Annotated in this window: 14 protein-coding genes; 9 read left to right on the top strand and 5 right to left on the bottom strand. The window is 42.1% G+C overall.

Annotation, left to right across the window (positions count from 1 at the left end; translation table 11 throughout):
• Positions 1-654: 654 nt before the first annotated feature.
• From CLV48_RS13895 to CLV48_RS13875, 5 genes are all read right to left on the bottom strand, one after another.
• Positions 655-2157: a S10 family peptidase gene (locus CLV48_RS13895; RefSeq protein ID WP_106567891.1), complete on the bottom strand. Its 1503-nt coding sequence runs from the start codon at positions 2155-2157 to the stop codon at positions 655-657.
• Between the two features lie 77 nt (positions 2158-2234).
• Positions 2235-3695, bottom strand: coding sequence for an aldo/keto reductase (locus CLV48_RS13890; protein ID WP_106567890.1), 1461 nt, complete (start codon positions 3693-3695; stop codon positions 2235-2237).
• Complete coding sequence (locus CLV48_RS13885; RefSeq protein WP_106567907.1) at positions 3692-5170, bottom strand: APC family permease; 1479 nt, start codon at positions 5168-5170, stop codon at positions 3692-3694. Before CLV48_RS13885 ends, CLV48_RS13890 begins: the two co-directional genes overlap by 4 nt.
• A gap of 106 nt (positions 5171-5276) precedes the next feature.
• Positions 5277-5960: a DUF2306 domain-containing protein gene (locus CLV48_RS13880; RefSeq protein WP_106567889.1), complete on the bottom strand. Its 684-nt coding sequence runs from the start codon at positions 5958-5960 to the stop codon at positions 5277-5279.
• An 85-nt stretch (positions 5961-6045) separates the two neighbouring features.
• On the bottom strand, positions 6046-6909 hold the full coding sequence (locus tag CLV48_RS13875; RefSeq protein WP_245889564.1) for a LytTR family DNA-binding domain-containing protein: 864 nt from the start codon (positions 6907-6909) through the stop codon (positions 6046-6048).
• 184 nt (positions 6910-7093) lie between these two features.
• Here CLV48_RS13875 and CLV48_RS13870 point away from each other — a divergent pair, with 184 nt between their 5' ends.
• The 9 genes from CLV48_RS13870 to CLV48_RS20770 all read left to right on the top strand — a co-directional run bounded on the left by CLV48_RS13870 (position 7094) and on the right by CLV48_RS20770 (position 23804).
• The gene (locus tag CLV48_RS13870; protein WP_106567887.1) at positions 7094-7822 is read left to right on the top strand and encodes a glycosyltransferase; all 729 of its coding nucleotides are present in this window, start codon (positions 7094-7096) and stop codon (positions 7820-7822) included.
• Positions 7815-10067, top strand: a complete 2253-nt coding sequence (locus CLV48_RS13865) for a lipid-A-disaccharide synthase N-terminal domain-containing protein (RefSeq protein WP_106567886.1) — start codon at positions 7815-7817, stop codon at positions 10065-10067. Before CLV48_RS13870 ends, CLV48_RS13865 begins: the two co-directional genes overlap by 8 nt.
• 157 nt (positions 10068-10224) lie before the next feature.
• A complete protein-coding gene (locus CLV48_RS13860; RefSeq protein WP_106567885.1) occupies positions 10225-13155 on the top strand; it encodes a DEAD/DEAH box helicase in 2931 nt (976 codons plus the stop codon).
• Positions 13156-13232: 77 nt separating this feature from the next.
• Positions 13233-14087 (top strand): formyltetrahydrofolate deformylase, encoded by an 855-nt coding sequence (purU, locus tag CLV48_RS13855; protein ID WP_106567884.1) that lies wholly within the window; start codon positions 13233-13235, stop codon positions 14085-14087.
• A 464-nt stretch (positions 14088-14551) separates the two neighbouring features.
• The gene (locus tag CLV48_RS20780) at positions 14552-16042 is read left to right on the top strand and encodes a tetratricopeptide repeat protein (protein ID WP_245889563.1); all 1491 of its coding nucleotides are present in this window, start codon (positions 14552-14554) and stop codon (positions 16040-16042) included.
• Positions 16039-16962, top strand: a complete 924-nt coding sequence (locus tag CLV48_RS20775) for an OmpA family protein (RefSeq protein WP_245889562.1) — start codon at positions 16039-16041, stop codon at positions 16960-16962. The genes CLV48_RS20780 and CLV48_RS20775 overlap by 4 nt, the downstream gene beginning before the upstream one ends.
• Positions 16963-17259: 297 nt before the next feature.
• Positions 17260-19092: an alpha/beta hydrolase-fold protein gene (locus CLV48_RS13845; protein ID WP_106567883.1), complete on the top strand. Its 1833-nt coding sequence runs from the start codon at positions 17260-17262 to the stop codon at positions 19090-19092.
• A gap of 382 nt (positions 19093-19474) precedes the next feature.
• The gene (locus tag CLV48_RS13840; protein WP_106567882.1) at positions 19475-22603 is read left to right on the top strand and encodes an efflux RND transporter permease subunit; all 3129 of its coding nucleotides are present in this window, start codon (positions 19475-19477) and stop codon (positions 22601-22603) included.
• On the top strand, positions 22596-23804 hold the full coding sequence (locus CLV48_RS20770; protein WP_106567881.1) for a TolC family protein: 1209 nt from the start codon (positions 22596-22598) through the stop codon (positions 23802-23804). Before CLV48_RS13840 ends, CLV48_RS20770 begins: the two co-directional genes overlap by 8 nt.

Below are 23804 nucleotides of genomic sequence, written 5' to 3'. Positions count from 1 at the left end.
TGGTATTGACTGATTTGTTTTTACCGCAAAGAGCGCAAAGGGTTTTCGCGAGGGGCGCACAGGCTTCTTGAAATTTGCAATTTCGAGAAGTGATAATGCAAATTTTTAATTCGCTTGTACAATCATCTCTGCTTGAAAACCTGGTTTTTTCCGCTGAACTTGTCCCTCAAAGCGGGATAAATGGGGATATTGTGGTATTGACTGATTTGTTTTTACCGCAAAGAGCGCAAAGGGTTTTCGCGAGGGGCGCACAGGCTTCTTGAAATTTGCAATTTCGAGAAGTGATACAGCGGATTTTTAATTCGCTTGTACAATCATCTCTGCTTGAAAACCTGGTTTTTTCCGCTGAACTAGTTCCGCAAAGCGGGATAAATGGGGATATTGTGGTATTGACTGATTTGTTTTTACCGCAAAGAGCGCAAAGGGTTTTCGCTAAGGGCGCACAGGCTTCTTGAAATTTGCAATTTCGAGAAGTGATAATGCAAATTTTTAATTCGCTTGTACAATCATCTCTGCTTGAAAACCTGGTTTTTTCCGCAGAGAGCGCAAGGTTTTTCGCCAGGGTCGCTCTTTATCCACAATTAACCTTCGAGCCTTTGTGGCGATTTTAATATGATCCACCACTTGTCTCGAAAATCGACCTCAGCCTTACCATTACCTTCCCATAAACTCCCGAATATCCTTAACAAGTTTTTCAAAATCAGGCCTATGGTTGTACATCATATGCCCTGCTTCGTAATAAGTCATTCTCACCCTTTCCATGGGAATATCATGACGGGCAAAGGTATATTCAGCATCCAAGAAAGGGGTAATCAGGTCATAATAGCCATTGGCTACAAGGACTTTCAGGTCTTTATTCCTCCTCATCGATTCTCCAAGACTCCTTGCCACATTCACATAAGAGGGCTCCCAATAAGCCCCTTCTGGTACTGGTCTCCAGTTCCATTTGCCTCCAATACTTCCATTGGATGTAAGGTATGGTTGTTCAATTTTCACCTTAAGCGTCCTGGCAAAATAATCATTCAAGGCCGCTGTGTAAGCTGCATCGATGCCATAACTGGAAGGGTCTCCCAAGGTGGGCCGGTCTGCAGCCTGATCTCCTTCTTCACCCAGATACCGTCCATCCAAAGTACCGATAGTTTTGCCCTCCCTTCTCATTAACTCTTTTTTGAAGCGGGAGGTAAGTATTCTATTGTCAGACAAAAGCACATATTCAGGGTCAAGGCCAAGAAAGTATGAAATCCTGCTTGCCAAGGTTTTTTTATTCTCTGTGGATAACTGATTTCCCTGGTAAAGTGCCTGCAAATATATCTGGTAGGCAAATTCTCTGGCTTCTTGTAAAAAATCCTCTAATTTTTTACCCTGACCGGCTTTACCATGATACCAGGCGGTGGCTGCCATGGTGGGAAAATAGGTAAAATAAGAAGCAATATTATCATGTACGGATGTGCTTCCCTGGTAATCCAATGCCTGGGAAATAAGGATCAAACCATTCAATGCCATGGTCTGTCCCCCACCTTCCAAAGCGGCTGTTACGGCAACAGCCCGGGTAGTACCAAAGCTTTCTCCTGCCAGATACTTTGGTGATTGCCAACGTTGGTTACGGGTTATCCACAAGCGCATAAATTGGGCAATGGATCTGGCATCTTCTGTCAAACCCCAGAAATCTTCATTCTTTCCTTTGCCGATTACCTTGGAATAACCTGTTCCCACCGGGTCCACAAATACAAGGTCAGTAATATCCAGTAAGGCCAGATCATTGTCTATAACTTCAAAAGGCGCAGCACCATCGTCTATACGAGCATCTGAATCCACATGGACTACTTTTGGACCAAAAACACCCATATGTAACCAAACGGATGCCGATCCAGGTCCTCCATTAAAAATAAAAGTCACAGGCCTTCTAGAAGGATTAGGATCCTCCTTAAGGTATGAAGTTGACCAAATGGACGCTACAGGCTCTCCATCTGCATTTTTCAGATGTGTCTCTCCCGCAATGGCCTTGTAGCGCAGTTTGACACCATGGAAGGTTCCTTCGTGAAGGGTTTCAAATACCAACGCTTCCGGGATATCCTTTTTCTCCTCCTGAGCCTTTGCACTGAAGCAAAATATCAATAGTGCCAATAGCATGGGAAATGTGATGTTTTTTCTGATCATGGTTATGTGGATAAGTCTTTAAGGGTATGTTTATTGATGGCTTTTCGATATTATTCTCTTGACTAGAAATTTAAAACTTAATTGTCACTTAGCTCTGCCTCGGCCTCAATCTCCACCAGGTAACCTTCTCCTACCAATTTAGCTTCCACTAGGGTATTGGCTGGCTGAATTCCTTCAAAGCGCCTTCCATGTGCACGGGCAACAGGCTCCCAGTTATCCACATTATTGACGAAAATTCTGGTCCGCACAACATCCTCTAGTTTTCCACCTAAAGATAATATTGCCCCTTCGATTTTATCCAATACAAAAGTTGCCTGTGATGCAGGATCATTTCCTCCTATCATTTTGTTACCATGCGTGGCGGTGGTTCCTGATACTGAAATGCGGTTCCCTTTTCTTACTGCCCTGCAATATCCAGCCATCCCCTCCCAGGGTGTCCCACTGAAAACTTTTAAAGAACCATTTGGACCTTGGACCACTTCATAAGGCTTGGGCATGGCATCCAAATGATGGCTTAAATCTCCTGAAGCTGTCAAAAATGGGGGTTTTCGGTATTCATCCCCACAATCCCCAGGTATTGGGGCCAGTGTTTGACAGGCACTGTGGATAACTTTTTTATCCTCCTCATCCAACTCAAATGAAAATAATTGCGAAGTATCATCTATATGAACGCTTTGGCCAAGTCTTGCCCCAATAATAACACCTCCAACAAAGTCCTGATCCATGATGTACTTGGTAGCAATATTGGCCAATGAAACCCCATGTTTTCTGGCAACCTTCTCAACATCATGCAGAAGTTCCTGAAATTTATCCCAACCTCCGGCAGCATCAATAAAACGCTTGTACTTCATCTGCGACCAAGTGGCCCCATTATCAATGGTCGGTTCCGGCCTACCTAGCCATTTTTTGGAAAGAAAGCCTCCTGCCAATGTGCCGAATGCAAGTACCTTTACACCGAACGCTCTACAGACTTCTGCCATATCTCCTGCTGCCCTGCCATCAACCAAAGAATGGCAGACCTGATTGGATACTATGGGGATTCCCGAAGCACACACCATCCTCAAATGCGCAGCATCAAAATTAGTCAGGCCCAAATGTCCGATCAGCCCTTCTTCTCTCAATTCATTCAACCAAAACAATTGGTCCAGCCAAACCGGATCCAGGTAATTCCAGGCATGAAATTGCAGCAAATCCAGCTTTTCTGCCTGAAGCCGGCTGAGCGAATGTTGAACAGCTGCCCTGACTTCATCCTTGTTGGATCTTCCAGGTTTCGGAACCCACTTGGTCAGCATTTGACTGGGATAATCTGATCCAAACTTTTTTTGAAAAGTGCCGGCAATGACCTCGGCCGAACCATAATGGTCTGCCATATCAAAAGTTGTCAAGCCAGCCCTGACATAAGGCAGCATTGCCTCGGCAGTCTTGTTCGGATCAAGTTCATTTCCATCCCTTTCCATATCGGCAATCTGCCATAATCCAGTAAGTGCTTTTGAAATTCTTAGACCAGGGGCCAATTCCGTATATTGTATTGTTTTCATTCTGAAGGTAATTGTTGGAAAAGTTTATCTGTATCTACACCGTTTTTCTTCATAGCCCTGAATTTACTGTAGAATAATAGAGAAGCCAAGGCCATGACGATCAGCCAAATGGGTGTTGAGTGAAAATACCATGCATCTGTTTCACTTTGAAGGTCTTTAAAGGTATGTATTAGGAGGAAAAACAATAAAACCAAAGTTCCGCTATAGCCGATCAAACGTCTTATGATTCTACTTTTAAAGATATTGATCTCGTTGGCCAGGAGGGGATTTACTTTTTCTACAGTCAATAATGTAAGACACATTAGCAGGAAATTGACCATCATAGAAGTCACCATAATGTCAATTCCCAGAAAGAAATTTCCTGCAAAATGACTCCCCAAAATGCCGACACTTGCCATAAAACCACTTAGGATGATGGCCAGATAAGGCGTTTGGAATTTTGGGTGGATTTTGGTGATCCTGCTCGGAAAAATGCCATCCTCAGCCCAAGCAAACATCAAACGGGAAACTGAAAGCAGCATCGCCGGAAGGTCGTTGATCAGTGCAATCGCGGCACCTCCTACTATAACCACTGTAAGCCAGGAAGGTAAGAGGTAAGCCAAAAGTCCAGGAGCGGTTATATCCCCTTTCATGGCTTCTTCAGCTACAAATGACCAAGGAACAGTATGGTAAACAGCCGCAGTAAATAACATATAATATCCTCCCACAACCAGTATGGTCAAACCAATCGCTAAAGGCAGTTTTTTTGTGGGCTCTTTTGCTTCACCTCCAGCTTGGGCTATACTGTCAAAACCAATAAAGCTGGCAAATAACAAAGCTCCGGCTGATAAAAAAGTGGCTAGGTTGAATGTTTGCGTTTCAAATGGAATAATTTCTTGCCCTGTTTTCTCAAAAACACTTTGTGCAAAATCTATTGGGGTAAAATTAAAACCAGCAATGATAACTACTCCTCCCATTAAAAACATCAATATCATCAATGGTATAACTGTTTTTTCATAGGATTTTGCACCTTTAATATTGACCCAGACAAAAACCCAGACCAGGATCAATGCGAGGATCACCCTTATCCAACCTGTATTCATTGCCAAGGCCAACTCTTCCCATTGTAAAGCAAGAGCAATATCCCTTAAAAAAGGAATTGTAACATAGGCCACTACCCCTATAACAATAGAAAGACCAAACCATTGAGAAAAACTTGCCACAAAACCCAGATAGGGATTAAGCCCCCTACTGGCATAAATATAGCTTCCGCCGGCTCTTGGCATGGCGGTGGCCAACATACTATACGCCAAGGCAGCAAGAATAGCCGGTATGGCGGCGAAAACGAATGCTGGCAGTACATATGGACCTATGCCAGGCACGTGCCTTTGGATCATAAAGGGCACAACATTAATGGAAGCTCCCAACATGGAACAAACTCCCGTTGCGATTAGGCCCATCAGTCCCAATTGCCTGCTGAGTGAAGAATTGCTCATCTGTTTTGAATTTGCAGACAAGCAAAATCTCATTTATTTCAGTCAATTCAAAGTGTAATTTTTTTTATCTAAAAGGCATTGGTATTTTACCTTCGATTCTTCCCATTCAATACTTACCCACCACAGTCTTCGCCTTCAATTGGCTGGAGCTTACTTTGTACTTCCTCTGATAATAAATGATCACAGGAGTGAAAACAACAGTAGGCAAAAGCCAGGCAATAAATACCGGATCAGTATGCCAGTTTTGTACCAGAAAAGCAGTACAAGTAGCTATAAATGCCCCCATCATCCTGCTGATGTGCATATTCAAAAACCAAGCCCTAGGATATGTGGTTAACTTTCTGCCTATTCTCAAGTCACCAAGAAGCATACCTGCCAACATCAAACCAAAAACAACAAATACCACCCCAAATCCCCCAATCTTGTGCCATCCAACCTGGGTGAAATAAAGGGTAGGAATAATCAGGGTGACGAATCCAGTCACAATGAAAACATAATCCCAAAACCCAAACTTTAAGCCCTGATTCCTCCTGAACTGCAAAAACCTATATCCTGTCAAAGTCATATAGGTACTGAATCCACCGATCATGAGGAGAAACATATTTCCCTTCGGTATAGCAATACCAAAAGCAGTAATACCAATGATCAACATCGACCAATAATACATTTTCCCACTTAGGTTATGGCCCTTCTTACCTTTTTTGAAAATGATGGCCGCTATTCCTGAAAGCAATGCGGCACTTCCCGCAGCAATGTGGATAACTAATAGGGTTTGCAAAAATTTCTCCATGGCTTTTTTATTTCAAACATAGCAGAATCCCACTTGATATGATTGAAATAGGGCTTTTGGACAAGGTTTAGGGATAAATGACAAGCTAACTGTTCAGCCAATTTCTGATTTGAGGCGCATATTTTCTAGAGACAGGGACTACCTCTTTCAGTCCTTCAAAGATCAATTGGTATCCCTGAGCGTTACCCTCAATGTGTGAAACAAGCTTCAAATTGGCGATAAAAGAGCGGTGGGTACGAAGCAGACCCATTGTGGATAACTCCTCCTCAAGTGCGGCAAGGTTGTTCCTTACTAAGGTTTTTTTGAGCTGTCCTTTTTGTTTAAAATAAACCTCAACATAATTGTCCGCAGAACAGATCCACAACAGATCATCAAGATGAAGTTGAAGGTCTTCCTGCCGGTATTGGGAAGGAATAGTAACCATACTTTGGTATCCTGTAGGCTTTTCATGTTTTAAGGAAAGGGAACTTTCCAGTTCATAGGCGACTTTCAGGTTTTCTTTCAGTCTTTTTGTGTAGTTCAAAAAAACCAAACCAATTATAGGGAAAACACCTACAGCAAAGGTAGCACCCAATAAGAATAAAAAGCGCGATAAAGACCAATCTGCCCCACCAATATAGATGGTGTAGAAATAATTACCTATGCCGATCAATATAAGAATAGATAAGTTTTCCACAATTTCCCTTCCTGTGGTCCAGTACTTTTCTTGAAAGAAGCCAGGAAACAATTTTTGAATACCCTGTTGGAAAATAAGAACGGAAAAAAAGGTAATCAGCCCATAACCTAAAATCAACCAGGGACGCTGGGACTTGGGAATCTGTTCCAATCCAAAGGGCTGAAATACCAATAGAAAAAGAAAAATAAAGAAGCCAATGAATAAGCCAAGCTGGAAACTTCTACCAAATGATGGCATTTCACAGGGATAGGGTTGGTTTAAAAATCCAGCCATAGGGATAAGGTTATTGCCTTAAATTTTTTGATTGCTATTTATTCCTAAATTTACAGCTTGATTTGGTACAATTTTACATTTCGGTTCCAAATAGGACAAAAGCCGTGATAAAGAATAATGTTCAGAATTCATATTCGAGCATCCAAGTACCAGAAAAGGCAACCCAACTTTTGAAGCATATTTCATGAAGTCAATTACTGTAATTGTCCCTGTATACAATGAGGAGGGAAATATTTTAAGAGTCAAGCAGGCACTTGATGAATATATTGCGCAATCCGCATATAGGGTGTTTGTCCTATTTGTAAATGATGGATCCTCAGACAGTTCATTGGAAAAAATCCAGGAAGTATGTAAGGAAAACTCACGGTATGGTTTTATTTCTTTTTCAAGAAATTTTGGTCTCAGCGCCGCAATCAAGGCAGGATTTGACCAGTCTCAGACTGATTGGGTGGCTTATATTGATGCAGATCTTCAGACTTCAGCCATGGATTTCCTCAAATTTGAGCCTTTTATAGAGGATTTTCAATTGGTTGCCGGAGAAAGGCAGGGCCGCAAGGATGGTTTAGGTAAAAAAATTTCCTCAGGATTTGCCAATTGGGTGAGAAACAGCTTCCTCAATGATGGTGTGAAAGATACAGGATGTCCATTGAAGATTTTTCAAAGGGACTTTGCAGTCAGGCTACCCTTTTTCAATGGTTTTCACCGTTTTTTCCCGGCACTTTCCCAGATTTATGGTGGAAAAATTAAAATCATACCCATTAACCATTATCCAAGAGTAGAGGGTCAATCCAAATTCAATGCTTTTAATCGCATGGTGCAGCCCTTTTTGGACACACTGCTGGTTTACCGTCTCAAAAAAAGGAATGTACCTTTCCAAACGGAAATAGTTCATAAACCCTTCATCAATGAATAGTTTTTTGCTAATAGGAATGGGGCTTATCGCCCAAGCACTTTTTGCGGCACGATTTATAGTCCAACTACTCCAGTCTGAAAAAGCCAATCGGGTCGTATCGCCATCTGTTTTTTGGCAGCTAAGTCTCTTTGCCTCCCTTCTACTGATTCTTTACGGGTTTTTCAGAAGTGATATCGTGATTGTTGGAGGCCAATTGGTCGGTTACCTGATATATATCCGTAACCTACAGCTGAAAGGAGAATGGAATAAGCTCCCCATGGCTTTAAGGTATTTTGCCTATTTACTACCATTTTCCTTATTTGCCTTCTTGGTTTTTGGATTGGATTACAACTGGGAAAGGCTACTGGAGAATCCCGAAATTGAAAGTATGCTACTGACATGGGGCACATTGGGTCAGCTTATTTTCACTTCCAGATTTGTGGTCCAATGGATCCATTCCGAAAAAATCAAAGATTCCGTATTTCCTACCTCATTCTGGTATATCAGTATAGTAGGTTCTTTGATTATCGCGGTTTATGCGATTTTCAGGAAAGATGCTGTATTATTTATTGGCCAGTCTTTTGGACTGGTAGTATATTTCAGAAACCTCCATCTCAATTTCCACCATAACGTGAAAAGATCCATCTCCCTTTTTCAAAAATTCAAGCCTTACAGGCTTTCGGCCTTGTTGGTTTTCACTGCAATGGTCCTTTTTTTCAACCTTGGAGGATGGGGCGTTACCGAAAGCAGCGAGGCACGCTACGCCCAAATCCCTAAAGAGATGTTGGAAACCGGAGATTATCTCCATCCCCAGTTGATGGGCATTTACCATTATCATAAGCCTCCAGTTACTTATTGGATCACAGCTTTATCCTATAAATTATTTGGAATATCCCCTTGGTCAGCAAGGTTTTTTTTACAGCTGGCCATTCTATTACAGATTTGGCTGGTCTTCAGGATTTGGAAATTGATCTTTAATGAGGAAAACGGGGCATTTTACGCTGCTTTAATCTATGCTTCTTTGCCCACAGTAATAATAGCTGGAAGAGGTCTGACTACGGATGCCTATTTGGCGACTTTTGTTCTATCTGCATTGCTGTTTTGGTTCAGGTACCTGAAAAGTTATCAACAAAAGGACCTGTTAATGTATTATTTTTTATTGGGTCTTGGCTTCCTTACCAAAGGACCGGTAGTACTGATTATTCCTGTAGTGCTGCTTCTTGCCCAAAAATCCTTCCTTAAACTGTCCTTAGGGAAGTTATCCACACATGTTTTAGGAATTTCAATGTTTCTTCTTCTCGGCTTCAGCTGGTTTATCTTATTATTTTTAGAAGACAGACAGTTTTTGGATTATTTTCTCTTCAAGCATACGTTGGAGCGCTTTGCCACTGACACCTTCAAAAGAAGCCAACCTTTTTGGTTTTATATCCCTATTGTAATTGCCACTGCTTTCCCTTGGTTTTTAGTGATTCTCTCCAAAGTAAAGGAAGCTTGGCAAGAAAAAAACAAAGAATTACTCAGCCTCATGAGCTGGGTATTAGTGCCCCTGCTGTTTTTTTCCTTAAGTCAATCCAAATTGGTGTTGTACATCTTGCCAATCTATCCAGGAATTGCCATTGTAGGTGCGGCTACCTGGCTGAATATGAAAAAGAAAACTCAGGAAAAATGGGACAAGGCTTTGTTTATTTTTCAAATGCTTATCCTTATCGGTCTGGGGATAAGTAGTTTCATAGAACCAGATCTTGTCCTAAATTATAAATTTTACTTTGTTTTGGTGTTGACAACTACCGTGATCCTAACCATCAGGCTTTTGCCAATGAGGGTGAAAGACAGGACTGTTATCAATGCCTATCTTTTTATTATGGGAATCACAGCAGCTTCCAGCTATGTGTTTATCAACAATGCGGGAATGGTCAATGATGCCAGAAACATTGTCAGCTTTTTGAATGAAAACCTGTCGGAAAGGAAAAATGTATTGGTATATGACAGAAGGATGCCCTCAATTTCATTTTTGTCAGATAAAAATATCATTTCACTCTATGATGGTTCGGATGACCTGAACAGGGAAACCCAGTTTGAAAAGACCAACAATTGGAAAAAAAACCTGATCAACTTAAAGGAAAATCCGGAATGGTTTATCCATGAATGTCCAGAATCTTCGGTTTTACTAGTGAAGAAAAGCCGGCTGAAAAAACCTATGGTGGAAATACCCAAAGACCGTTTTTCCAGGCAACATGAACTGGATGGTTGGGTAATTTATTATTGACAATTAAGTCCATTGAAAATGAAGCTAAAAAGACAGGGAAGGGCATTTTCCCTTCCGCAATCTTTTTAATGAGAATTTTTTTCAGTATTTTTCCAACTAATTTGATTTCAAAAATTAAGTCACTAATTGATTTTTATTGGTGATTTATTTCAGCACCATGAAAGTTTCTGCAGAACAGCCATTTCAGCTTGTTTATTCATTATTCAGCCATGAGTTCCTTGGACTTTTGTTTGAATCTTTTGTAGTACAACTCGATGAAAAAGGAAGATTCTCTTTTGCCCATCAGAACATTTCTTCCATCAATGCGCCAGAATTTGCGTCTGGCCTTGATGAAACAGATTACAAACTCATCAAATGGATGGATGAAATGCAGCAGGATGCGGTTGTTAAAAAGTTCAACCAAAAGAAGCTGAAGCCTAAAGAGTTTCTCAGAAAAATCTATGACCCAAAAACTGAGAATAAAACCATTCAAGAATTGATTGAACTCAAACTGGAAGGGTTAAGGTCAAAAGTTTTGGAGAACCTACATGGTAAACGACTTTTTGAAATGGGAAATGATGGCAATCCTATTTGGAGAGAAATAGAAATCATGCCTCAAAAAGCATCTGTGCTTTTTCATTTCAGAAGGAATGAAGAGAATACCCATTATTTTCCCACCATCAAATATGAGGGTGAAAAGCTGGAATGGCAATATAGAAATGCCTATTTGGTCTGCAATGAACCTGCCTGGCTTGTTGTGGATTATAGGTTGTATAGTTTCAAAAAAGGGGTAGACGGGAAAAAGCTACAGCCATTTCTGAATAAAAAATTCATAGTTATCCCCAAAAAAGTTGAGGAGCAATACTATCGTAAATTTGTAACCCAATTGCTTGCCTCTTTCGATGTCTATGCTGTTGGCTTTGACATAAAAGTAGAAAGAAGTGAACCACAGGCAATTCTTTACTTAAGTGACCTTCCATCTACCCCCAAAACGGATCTTTTTGGTAATTTTTTAGAAGATGTAGAGGAAGAAAAAATTGTATTTGATCTTCATTTCCAATATGGGCCTTATTCTTTTCGTTCGGAAGACCGTCGAGACAATAATGTAGAGCTGGAAATAATTGGAGACAATTATGTTTTTCATAAAGTAATCAGGAATCCGGAAAAGGAAAAGTATTATGGGGACTTCCTAAAAGATCTCAATCTGCCGGTCAAATCCGGGAAGTATTCACTTTTTAAATCCATGGCCTTTGGATGGATCAATAGCAATAGGGAAGCATTAGAAGCAAAGAATATCGCTATTCACCAGACAAGTACCATAAAAGGTAAAAAATATTTTCTTGGAAATGCCAGAATCTCTGTAGAGGTCAAGGAAAACATTGACTGGTTTGATGTGCATGCCATAATCAAGTTTGGTTCCTTTGAAGTACCCTTCCATAAGCTGCGGAAATTATTGCTTCAGGGCAAATCAGAATTTGAACTGCCAAATGGGGAGATAGCGGTAATCCCGAATTCATGGTTTGTGGATTATTCAGAAATGTTTGCTTTTCTGGAAGAGCAGGAGGATGAAAAATCTTCAGGGTTGGTTCTGAAAAAGCATCACATAGCCCTTGCTCAGGAACTCCAAGAAGGGAATCTGTTACAGTTGACCTTGAGCAGAAAACTGGAAAAGTTGCGGGATTTTAGTCAGATCGAAGATTATGATTTGCCTTTTACCTTTAAAGGAGAGCTTCGCCCTTACCAAAAAGCGGGCTACAATTGGCTGAGGTTCCTAAATGAATACCGCTTTGGCGGATGTCTTGCAGATGATATGGGTTTGGGAAAAACCGTACAGGCCTTGGCTTTGTTGGCACATGAGAAAGAAGCCAATCCTGCAGCGACATCATTGTTGGTCATGCCGACTTCCCTGATTTACAACTGGGAACTTGAAGCAAAAAAGTTTACCCCAGGATTGAAGATTCTTACCTATACAGGAACCCAAAGAATCAAGGACAGCAGCAGGTTCGCTAAGTACGACCTGGTGCTCACTTCTTATGGTATTGCGCGTATGGATGTGGATATCTTAAAGGAATTCTACTTTAATTACATCATCTTGGATGAATCCCAGGCCATCAAAAATCCGGGAAGTATCATTTCCAAAGCTGTCTGTGAGCTTAATTGCAGGCAAAAACTGATCCTCACAGGTACCCCTGTGGAAAACGGCACCATGGATCTTTGGTCCCAGATGAACTTTATCAACAAGGGGCTATTGGGTACACAGGGCATGTTCAAAAAGCAGTTTTTGCAACCTATCGAAAAGAAAAACGATATGGACAAGGCCGCTAAACTGCATGCCATGATCAAACCTTTCATCATGCGCCGACTCAAAAGTCAGGTGGCAACGGACCTGCCTGAAAAGGTAATCAGTGTCAAATACGCCACGATGACCCCTGAACAGGAAAAAGCCTATGAAGAGGTAAAAAGCTATTACAGGGAAAAAATTATCAGTGAAATGACCCTTCCTGGGCTAAAAAACCAACAGTTTACTTTATTGAGGGGTCTGACCCAGTTGAGGCAGATAGCCAACCATCCCAAGCTTGTGGATAAACATTATACGGGTGATTCAGGAAAACTCGAGGATGTTATCCACATGCTGGAAGCTACGGCAAGTGAAGGGCACAAAGTCCTTGTTTTCAGCCAATTTGTAAGACATTTGGCCATTGTCAGGGAATATCTGAATGAAGAAAATATTCCTTATGCCTACCTCGATGGTACCACCAAAGACCGACAGGCTCAAGTTAAGGCCTTCCAGGAAAATGAAAAGATCAAAATTTTCCTGATTTCCCTTAAGGCTGGTGGAGTCGGGCTTAACCTTACCAAGGCAGAGTATGTCTTCCTTTTGGACCCTTGGTGGAACCCGGCAGTTGAGGCACAGGCCATAGACAGGGCACACCGTATCGGGCAGGAGAACAAAGTCATGATTTACAAATTCATTACCCACAATACAGTTGAGGAAAAAATCATGGCCCTTCAGGAAAGAAAAATGGCTTTAGCAGGCGAATTGATCAGTACCGAAGAAAGCTTTATGAAGAGCCTTAGCAAAGATGATATCGAGGCTTTACTGGCCTAAATTGATGGTTTCCATCGGCAAGACCTTTGGCAATCATCAATTTTTTGGATTATTTTTAAAATCAAACCTATATACCTATGAACAAGGCAATTTTGATTATCCAATGCCCGGACCAAAAAGGCATTGTAGCCCATATTTCTGATTTTTTGTACAAATATCAGGGCAATATTTTAGAAGTAGACCAGCATGTTGACGAGGAAATCGGAATGTTTTTTATGCGGGCAGCATGGGAGTTGGAAAGCTTTGGACTTCATAAAGATGAGATCAGACCTTCCTTCGAAAAAGAAGTGGCCGTCAAATTCGGGATGAAATTCGATTTATACTTCAACTTTCCAAAACCAAGGATGGCACTGTTTGTATCAAAACTTTCCCACTGCTTATTTGATATCCTTAGCAGGGTATATTCGGGACAGTTTGATGTGGATATCCCTTTGGTGATATCCAACCACATGGATTTGCAAGGAGTAGTTAAAGCGTTCAATATTCCTTTCTATCACCTGCCTGTGGATAAGTCAAATAAAACGGAGGTGGAACAGCAACAAATCGCGTTATTAAAGGAGTTTAATGTTGATTTTATTGTTTTGGCCAGGTACATGCAGATACTGTCCAGCGACTTCATCAATCAATATCCAAATCAAGTTATCAACATTCATCATTCTTTTTTACCTGCTTTCGTAGGGGCAAAACCTTACCATGCGGCATATGAACGTGGCGTTAAAATCATTGGGGCCACTGCACATTATGTTACAGAGGAATTGGATGCAGGACCCATCATCGAACAGGAAGTGGCCCGTGTCAGACACCATAACACGCCTTCTGATTTGGTACAAATTGGTCAGGATGTGGAAAAAGTCGTATTGTCAAAAGCCATCAAGTACCATTTGGACAGGAAAGTACTGGCCTATGGGAATAAAACCATCATTTTCTATTGATCGGGAAGTATTTTGGTCAAATTCAAACTGATTAATTTCAATCATTTCCTTGATAGCCTAAGTTTTTCAATAAACAGCTAACTGTATCCAAAGTATTGCACCACTATTTTTTTGCATCTCAATAGCAAAAAAACACATCTTATAAATTTTTGTTTTGTTTTTGCTAATTTTTTATCAAATAAATTTTGAAATTGTCAAAATATCACCAATTTTGTGTATAATATTTTGTGAAATTCTGCTTGCCATAAGCGTAAAGTTATTCATTTCATCGAAGATAGAGTTACTGTTTTTCTTGACTGAAAAATCTCGATAAATAAAAAAATTAATCACCAACAATAAAGTTATCCACATTTCTGGAAAGTTACATCAAGCACTTAGCAGTTGCGAAAACTCTAGTGGATTTTATCAGTACTATGTGCCATGGCTATCAAAAACTGGAAAAACAGGCTGTTAAAAAAATGATTATGATCAAGTTCGGACTTTTTAAATCATTTATTTTTCATTCAGGCAGAAAGGCAATTACACTATTTGCGCTCTCTCTTCTTTGTTTGCTTTTTATTCAAATCGATTCCCAGGCGCAGAGTGCTATCTTGAGATATGCGGACACGCAATTTAATTTGGAAAATTACTATAAAGCCGCCAATGCTTACAAAAAGGCTTACAACAAGAAGGAAAAATATGAAACAGCAGTCAAATTAGCCAATACATTAGAAAAATTTGGATCTTACGATGAAGCCTATGAATGGCGGAAAAAAGCGATTGCTTACTCTGAATCAACCAAGCAGGACTATCAAGATTATTTGATTGCTGCCCTGAAGATCCACAATTGGGAAGAAATTGATACCCTTTTGGAAAAGGGAGGATATGTCTCAGCTGATTTCCCGGAATTGAATATTGATGGAATTAGAAAACTGCACAAAAAATCGAACTTAAAGCTGGCTTCCCTTGAAGAAATTAATTCCGATGCCTCTGAATTGGGAATTACATTTGAAAAAAACGGCCATTTACTTTTCTCCAGCGACCGGGGTCCTGTGGGAAATAGCCAATCCATTCCAACATTTAGGCTGGATGCCAAAAATGAGATTTTTAGCCAAGAGAAAAGCAATTACAATGAGCGTGAGTTTTACAAAATTTACAGGAAAAACGCCGAAGGTGAAGTTGCAGCAGTGAACACCGATTTAAAAAATGTCTTTCACGTCAGCGATCCGCATTATTTTTCAGAAAAGGACATTATTTTTTACACAGCATTTGTTGCAAAAACAAAGGTTAAAGGAAGCAAGAACATAGTCAATCATGCCGGGATTTATTTTGGCAAAATTGATGATTCGGGGAATATCACGAATAGCAAACCATTTAAATACAATGACCACTTGTCTTATGGGGTCATGAACCCTTTTGTGGATAAGTCTTCTAAAAGACTCTATTTTGCCTCAGATATGCCTGGTGGACATGGTGGTTTTGATCTTTACTATTCAGCTTTTGATGACAATTTTAATTTTTCAAAACCGGTAAACCTAGGTCCAATTATCAATACACCACACAGTGAAAGCCATCCCTTTATCCACGACAACCAGCTATTCTTTTCCTCTAGGGGACATGTAGGTTTTGGGGGTATGGACATTTTTGCAGCAGACATCGTCAATGGCCGTGTGGATAACTTACGCAACATGGGAGCTCCCTACAACAGTACCCGGGATGATTTCTTTTTTGTAGTAGCAGAGAACGGCAAAAGGTATTTTACTTCCGATAGAAAAGATGGTATGGGCCTGGATGATATCTATACCCTAAGGGAAATGTTCAAAGTGTTGAAAGTTACAGTGGAGGACTGTATGGAGAATCCATCACGGAATTTGAATCTAACATTGTGGATAACTTGGGCAATCCTCTTCAAACAGAACTTACCAAGGAAGGTATCTTACATGCAAGCTTGGATCCTGATTCAGATTATCGCTTGAAAATTTCTAAAAATGGATTTTTTGATTTGGAAGACAAGTCTTTCAGTACAGTTGGATTTGAAGGTGATACGCTTATGATGACATACAAGCTGGCTCCGATTCCTTATAACTCCAAAATGTATGTGGATAACATTTACTATGATTTTGATAAATCGGACATAAGGGAAAGTGAAAGACAAACGCTCAATAAAATTGCAGCATTGATGGTGGATAATCCTCATACAGTTCTTTATGTCAATTCACATACCGATTCAAGAGGTGCGAATGAATACAATGAGAAACTCAGCGAAAAGAGAGCCGAGTCCGTCAAAGAATATTTAACAGGTCTAGGCTTGGCGGCAGATCGCATCAGCACGGAATGGTTCGGAGAAGAAAGATTGGTTAACAACTGCGGAGATGGTGTTCCATGCGCTGAAGTAAATCATCAAATGAACAGAAGAAGTGAATTGATCCTGGCCGCATTTACTGATCAGCAAAAACAATACAAGTTACCTGCGGGAACAACAGATCCTTGCGATCTGGTACTTGCCCCAACTGTTTCGGAGGAAATCAATGTGGATAAGTCCCAGGATTTACCTACCCTTTATTTTGATTTTGACAAAAGCAACATCAGAGAACAGCACAGGGTTGAATTGGATAATGTGGCCAATCAGATGAAAAACAATCCTGATCTGAAGATTACCATAGAAGGGCATACAGACCAAAGGGGAAATGAAGTCTATAATGAATACCTGTCCGAAAAAAGAGCAAAAGCTGTTGTGGATTATTTAATAAGCAAAGGCATTGAATCAGACAGGATTGAATATGCTTACTTTGGAAAAACCCGTCCTATTCATGATTGCAACTCCAGGTCTTGTTCCAATGCACAGCACCAGGAAAATAGGCGGACCACCTTAAGGTGGAGCAATAAGGGACCTTGAAAAATTTAGGATATCAACAAAACAGGTATAAAAGGTAGTGAGAGGCTTAATTTCACTACCTTTTTCTTTTTAGTAATTTTCCTGTCCCCAACTTTAAATCTGAGAGTTATCCACATGGGATATTGCCAAAACTTTTTTTACCTCCATCACTATTTACCATTTGAGATTCCTATTTTTGATAATAGATCCCCTTACCAACAGGGAATTACATCCGCTGTTCAAATCACTGATCACTACAGGAGGTTATTGAAACTGATTTACGCTCCTCTGAAAATTAATGCATAAACCCATTGACCTATGAAAAAGCACCTTCTTTTAATCCTTTTAATGTGCCTGAGTATAAACTCAACATTTGCCCAAAAAGGCAGCAAGGAACGCATCAAAGTCTACAGCGCTGCATTGGAGGGCAACCTGATCGGAGATCCGACAGAGAGGGATGTGACTGTTTATTTGCCCACCTCTTACCAATCTAACCCAGAAAACCGTTACCCAGTGCTGTACATGCTTCATGGTTTTACAGACACCGACTCACAATGGTTTGGTTGGGAAAAACATTGGATCAATCTGCAAACCGTCATCGAGCAGTCCCTTGCCGAAGGACTTTCCAAAGAAATGATCGTGGTGATGCCCAATGCCTATAACCGCTTCAAAGGCAGTATGTATGCGAATTCAGCTACCATCGGTGATTGGGAAACTTTCGTCACCAAGGAACTCGTGGAATATATTGATACCAACTACCGCACTTTAGCTGACAAAAGAAGCCGCGGACTGGCCGGGCATTCTATGGGAGGTTATGGCACCTTGCGCTTGGGGATGAAGTATCCCGAGGTCTTTTCTGCCATTTATGCCCTCAGCCCTTGCTGCATGGATGGTGGGGCCAATACCAATGGAGAACTGATGGCCAAACTGGAGAAATTTACTCCGGATCAATTGGAAGGAGCCAATTTCTTCGAAATTGCGACGCTGGCCACTTCAGCTGCCTTTGCTCCTAATCCCCAAAATCCTCCCTTTTATCTTGACCTTCCTGCAAAGAACGGGGAGCACCGACAGGAGGTTATCAACAAGATCATCGCCAACAGAACCCTCAATATTGTAGACCAATACATCATCAATCTCAAAAAACTAAAGGCTATCGCATTGGATGCCGGCTTACAGGACCGGGGAATCAGTGAGGCCACCAAATCCCTTCATGAGCTTTTGGAATCTTACCAAATCCCACATTTCTATGAAAGCTATGAAGGGGATCATCTGAATCGGATTGCGGAACGTATCCAAACCAAGGCCCTTCCCTTTTTCTCGGAAAATCTGGTTTTCCAGAATACCCTCTCTGAAATCATAGAAAATGGTGGTACAGGAGAATTCCCTGCTATCATGGTGTCTGAAACCAGCCTTCCTACCCATACAGTATTTAAACCTCAGGATCTAAGCAAGTTTGGCGAAAAAAATAAACTCCCCATCATCGCTTGGGGAAATGGTGCCTGTTTTGATTCTCCTTGGGAGCATATCAATTTCCTAAATGAAGTAGCCTCTCATGGTTTTTTGGTTATTGCCATCGGCACCATGCCCAAACAATCAGATGTCCGTTCTAAGTCGCATAAACTTTTGGACGCCATTGACTGGGCCATTGCCCAGAACAATGATCCAAAAAGCCCTTACTTCCGAAAACTGGATACTGAAAAAATAGCCGTGAGCGGGATGTCCTGCGGTGGTCTTCAAACGCTTGAAGTTGCCGGGGATCCACGGATTAGCACCATTGGGGTTTTCAACAGTGGCGTTTTGGGCAATCCGGGTGAAGGAAGGCCAGGAATGCCCCAAGTGACCAAAGAGCAACTGAGCAATATCAAAGTTCCCACACTTTATCTTTTGGGAGGAAAGTCCGACATAGCCTATGGCAATGGCATGGACGATTTTGAACGGATCAACCATGTGCCCATTTTCGTTGGCAATCTCGATGTAGGGCATGGCGGCACCTATGGTCAGCCTTATGGAGGTGAATTTGCACGGGTAGCTACCCACTGGTATAAGTGGCAACTCAAAGAGGACAAAAAAGCGGGGAAGCTCTTTACCGGAAAAACGCCAGGACTTTCTAAAGCTAAAGGCTGGCTAGTGGCCAAGAAAAATATGGATTGAATCTTCTCCCAGTTAGATTGTTTAGAGATCAGTTTATTACTGGACTGAGCGGGATATTTTTTCAATTTTGACCAAAATAAAAGAAAGGAGACGGATAATATTTCCTCATTAAAGCCTTTCCCAAAACCTAAGTCTGCCCTGTTTGCAAAACTCATTTCAGCACCTCGCAAACCCTGGGATTTTTCCTCCGAATTTTTTCTGCATTGACGGGAAATAATTTTAAAAATCAATCAAAAAGCGCTGCAAAAAGCGTAAATTTCATTAATGAATTTGGTCAATGGGAGGTGTGGATAAACAAAGAGGCTGGACGGTAAGCCAGGAAAAAACCTAAGGTTTCCATTATTTCTCGAGCAAGTCCATAAGTTTATTTTTCCCCCGGCTTATGTTAGAAAAAATCATCAGATGGAGTGTCGGAAACAAAATCATCGTTTTCCTCCTGGTCATCGGTCTGATTGGATATGGTATTTATTCCCTTACCCAGATTCCCATAGGGGCGGTTCCTGATGTCACCAACAATCAGGTGCAGGTAATCACCACCTCCAGAAACCTTTCCACAGAAGATGTGGAAAGGTACCTGACCTACCCTATTGAACTTGAGATGGTCAACTTACCCGGTGTGAAAGAAATCCGCTCGGTCTCCAAGTTTGGGCTTTCTGTAGTCACCATTGTCTTTGAGGACAACATGGGTTCCTTCCTGCCCAGGCAACTGATCGCTGAGAAAATCCAAAGTGCACAGGAAAATATCCCCCAAGGCTTTGGTTCCCCATTTATGGGTCCTATCACCACTGGACTGGGAGAAATATTCCAGTACATCATCGATGTCAAACCCGGTTATGAGGACAAATACAGCCTGACCGACCTGAGAACGATCCAGGATTGGCTAGTCAAAAGACAGTTGTCTGGAATTCAGGGAGTGGTGGAGGTCAATACCTGGGGAGGATTTTTGAAACAATATGAAGTAGCGGTCAACCCCGAGCGCCTCAAATCCCTACAAATTGATCTAAGTCAAGTGTACCGTGCTCTTGAAGAAAACAACTCCATCGCCGGGGGAGGCTACATAGAAAAGACCGATGAATCCTATTTCATCCGCGCAGAAGGACAGGTCAAAACCTTGGAAGAGATTGGCTACATAGTGGTGGATGTCAGGCAGGGAACGCCCATTTATGTGCGGGATTTGGGCACGGTGGGATTTGGCCATGCCAACCGCTTTGGCGCCATCACCGCCAATGGACAAGGCGAAAAAGTGTTGGGCCAGGTCATGATGCTGAGAGGGGCAGATTCCAAAGCCACTATAGACCGAGTCAAGGAAAAACTGGCCCAAATCGAACCCACCTTACCTGAAGGAATTGTCATCAACGGCTTTTTGGACAGAAGCGACCTGATCGGAAAGACCACTTTCACCATTGCCGAAAACCTGATTTTGGGTTGTTTGATCGTGATATTTGTGGTGGTCTTGCTTTTGGGAAATATCAGATCAGGCCTCGTGGTGTCTTCGGTGATTCCCTTAAGCTTGCTATTTGCCCTTTCCATGATGAACATTTTTGGGGTGGATGCCAACCTGATGAGTTTAGGTGCAATCGACTTCGGTATCATCATCGACGGAGCGGTGATTATTGTAGAATTCATCGCTTTTCAGTTGTCCAAAGGATTCACCGAGTTTTCCGGGCTATCCAAAACCCAGATAAAAGAGAAGAGGGACCATATTGCCATTGATGCCGCCTCCAAAATGATGCATTCCGCTGTCTTTGGACAGATCATCATCATTATCGTATTTATTCCCATACTTTCCCTATCAGGTGTGGAAGGCAAAATGTTCCGGCCCATGGCCCAGGTGTTCAGCTTTGCGCTAATCGGCACCATGATCCTTGGATTAACCTATGTGCCTGTAGTCTCCTCCCTGTTTCTAAAAGCCACAGATCCTGAAAAGAAAAACATTACCTCCCGCTTACTTGATGCTATCTACAGCTTTTATCAACCTACACTCCAATGGGCCCTAGAACATAAAAAAACAGTGCTCGGACTTGCTGTGGGAATTCTGATTTTCGCTTTCGGAATATTTTCCAGAATGGGTGCAGAGTTTATTCCCACCCTGGACGAGGGTGACTTTGTGATCCAGCCCGTCCTAAAAACAGGTACCACCTTGAGTAATACCATAGAAATGACCACAGAGATCGAAAAAATCCTCATTGGATTCCCGGAAGTGGATCAGGTAGTGAGTAGGATTGGTGCGGCTGAAATACCCACTGATCCCATGTCCATGGAGGAAAGTGATATCATCGTAACCTTGAAGCCTCCCAAAGAATGGCAGACGGTCAGCACAAAAGATGAACTGGCGGATGCTTTCAAAAAGGCGCTTTCTGTGATCCCCGGACTGGAGTTTGAATTTACCCAGCCCATAGAAATGCGTTTCAACGAACTGATAACCGGGGTACGTGCAGATCTGGCCATCAAGCTGTTCGGTGAGGACCTGGAGATCCTCAACCAAAAAGCCAGGGAAATTGAGGCGGCCATCCAAGGAGTGGAAGGGGCAGCTGATATCATTGTGGAAAAAACCGCCGGACTCCCCCAAATGAAAATCCGCTATGACAGGGAGAAAATAGCCAAATACGGGGTCAACATTTCTACTTTGAACGACATCATCACCATGGGTTTTGCAGGAATGAAAACAGGAGTCGTATTCGAAGGTGAAAAGCAGTTTGACCTGGTCATCCGTTTTGATAAAGAATACCGGGTCAACTTGGACAATATACGCTTGGCCGCTGTAGGTCTACCGGATGGGAGCTCCCTTCCATTAAGTGAATTTGCGGAAATTTACATGGACCGTGGACCTGCCAAAATATCCAGGGACGCTTCCAAACGGAGGGTGGTGATCGGGGTCAATGTCAGAAACAGGGATCTTCAATCCGTGGTAGATGACATTCAGACCAGATTGACCGAAAAAGTCAAACTCCCCGAAGGCTACTACCTGGATTACGGGGGCCAATTTGAAAACCTGAACATGGCCAAGGCCAGGCTGATGATCGCTGTTCCTATTGCCCTGGCCCTGATTTTCCTCTTGCTCTTTTTTGCCCTTTCCTCCATCAAGGAAGCCCTGATGATCTATACGGCCATTCCTTTTTCTGCAGTAGGCGGTATTCTGTTGCTGTTTATCCGAGGCATGCCCTTCAGTATCTCGGCAGGAGTAGGCTTCATTGCACTTTTTGGTATCGCAGTTCTCAACGGGATCGTTTTGATTGAGCACTTCAAAGAGCTAAAACACATACACACTGGTGATCTTCAGTCCCTGATTTTAAAAGGCACAAAAGAACGGCTGAGGCCGGTATTGCTTACCGCTGCCGCTGCAGCACTGGGCTTTTTGCCCATGGCCATCTCTACCTCTGCCGGTGCGGAAGTGCAAAGGCCTTTGGCCACAGTAGTGGTCGGAGGATTGGTATCTGCTACCTTATTGACCCTGGTGGTTTTGCCTGTCCTGTACAGCATGTTCCATTCTAAATCAAGTTCCCATGAATAATATCCTTAAAATAGGGATACTTATCGCCTTTATCGGTCTTTTCCCTTTGGTGGGAAAGTCTCAGACAACAGTCATCGATCTGGAAACCGCCATGCAGGCTGCCATAGAAAACAACCGCGGGCTGAAAGCCTCCTACCAAAACCTGGAAGCTACCCGTGCTATGGTGGGTGCGGGAGTCAACATTGAAAAAACACAGGTTTTTTACCGGCATGATCAAAATGACATTGCTGAAAACGGCATTTCCAACAGGGTATGGGGCCTGAGCCAAAGTGCGCAGTTCCCAACCGTTTATGGACTTCAAAAGCGGGTACTAAGTGATATATCTGAAGTCCGCTATCAGGAATTTGAAATGGAAAAAACCCAGTTGCTCAAGGAAGTTTCCCAAACCTATTATACCATCCTCTATTGGGAAGAAATGGAAAATAACTTCCGCTTTCTGGACAGCCTATATGCCCAGTTTTCCAAAGCAGCCAATCTCAGGTTTACGACAGGAGAGACCAACTACCTCGAAAAGGTTACCGCAGAAACCAAAAAAAGGGAAATGGCCGTCAAGTTGGCCCAAGCTTCAGAAAGTAAGAGACAGACCTACCAAAGACTGGAACAGCTTATACAGACCGAAAGCAATTTTGTGATCAAACGCATTCCCTTGGAGCCTTTGCCTGTTCAGGATGCCATCTGGACCAATCATCCAGGGTTAGGCCTTTTCCAAAAGAACCTGGAGCTGAGGAAAGACAACATGCAACTGGAAAAAAACCGCTTGCTGCCCGATCTGAGCGCAGAGGTGTTCAGAGGAACAAACAATGGTATGAATGCAAAAGTATATCCCGGTGTACAGTTTGGTGTAGCGGTTCCCCTGTGGTTTGCGCCGCAGAAAGCCAAAATCCAGGCCTCCAGACTTGAGTGGAACCAAGCAACCTTTGCGTTGGAAAACTACAGTTTCCAGCTGGAGAACAGAAGGCATCAATTGGAAATAGAGTTACAAAAATTCCAAGAAGCCATTTCATTCTATCAAAACGAGGGAAAGAACCTCAGCCGTCAGCTGATCAACCAGGGAACCTTGGCATTTCAGAACGGGGAAATAGACTTCCTTCAATATGTACTCCTGATTGAAAGTTCCAGAAATATCGAGTTGGACTACCTGTTCAATTTACAAGGTTACAACATGACTGTCCTGGAAATCAATTACCTGATCCAACCCTGA

Origin of the sequence: Cecembia rubra (assembly GCF_003014575.1) — a bacterium.
Taxonomy (GTDB): domain Bacteria; phylum Bacteroidota; class Bacteroidia; order Cytophagales; family Cyclobacteriaceae; genus Cecembia_A; species Cecembia_A rubra.
Note: the sequence above shows the minus strand (reverse complement) of the source record. Positions and strands in the feature narration are given on the sequence as shown.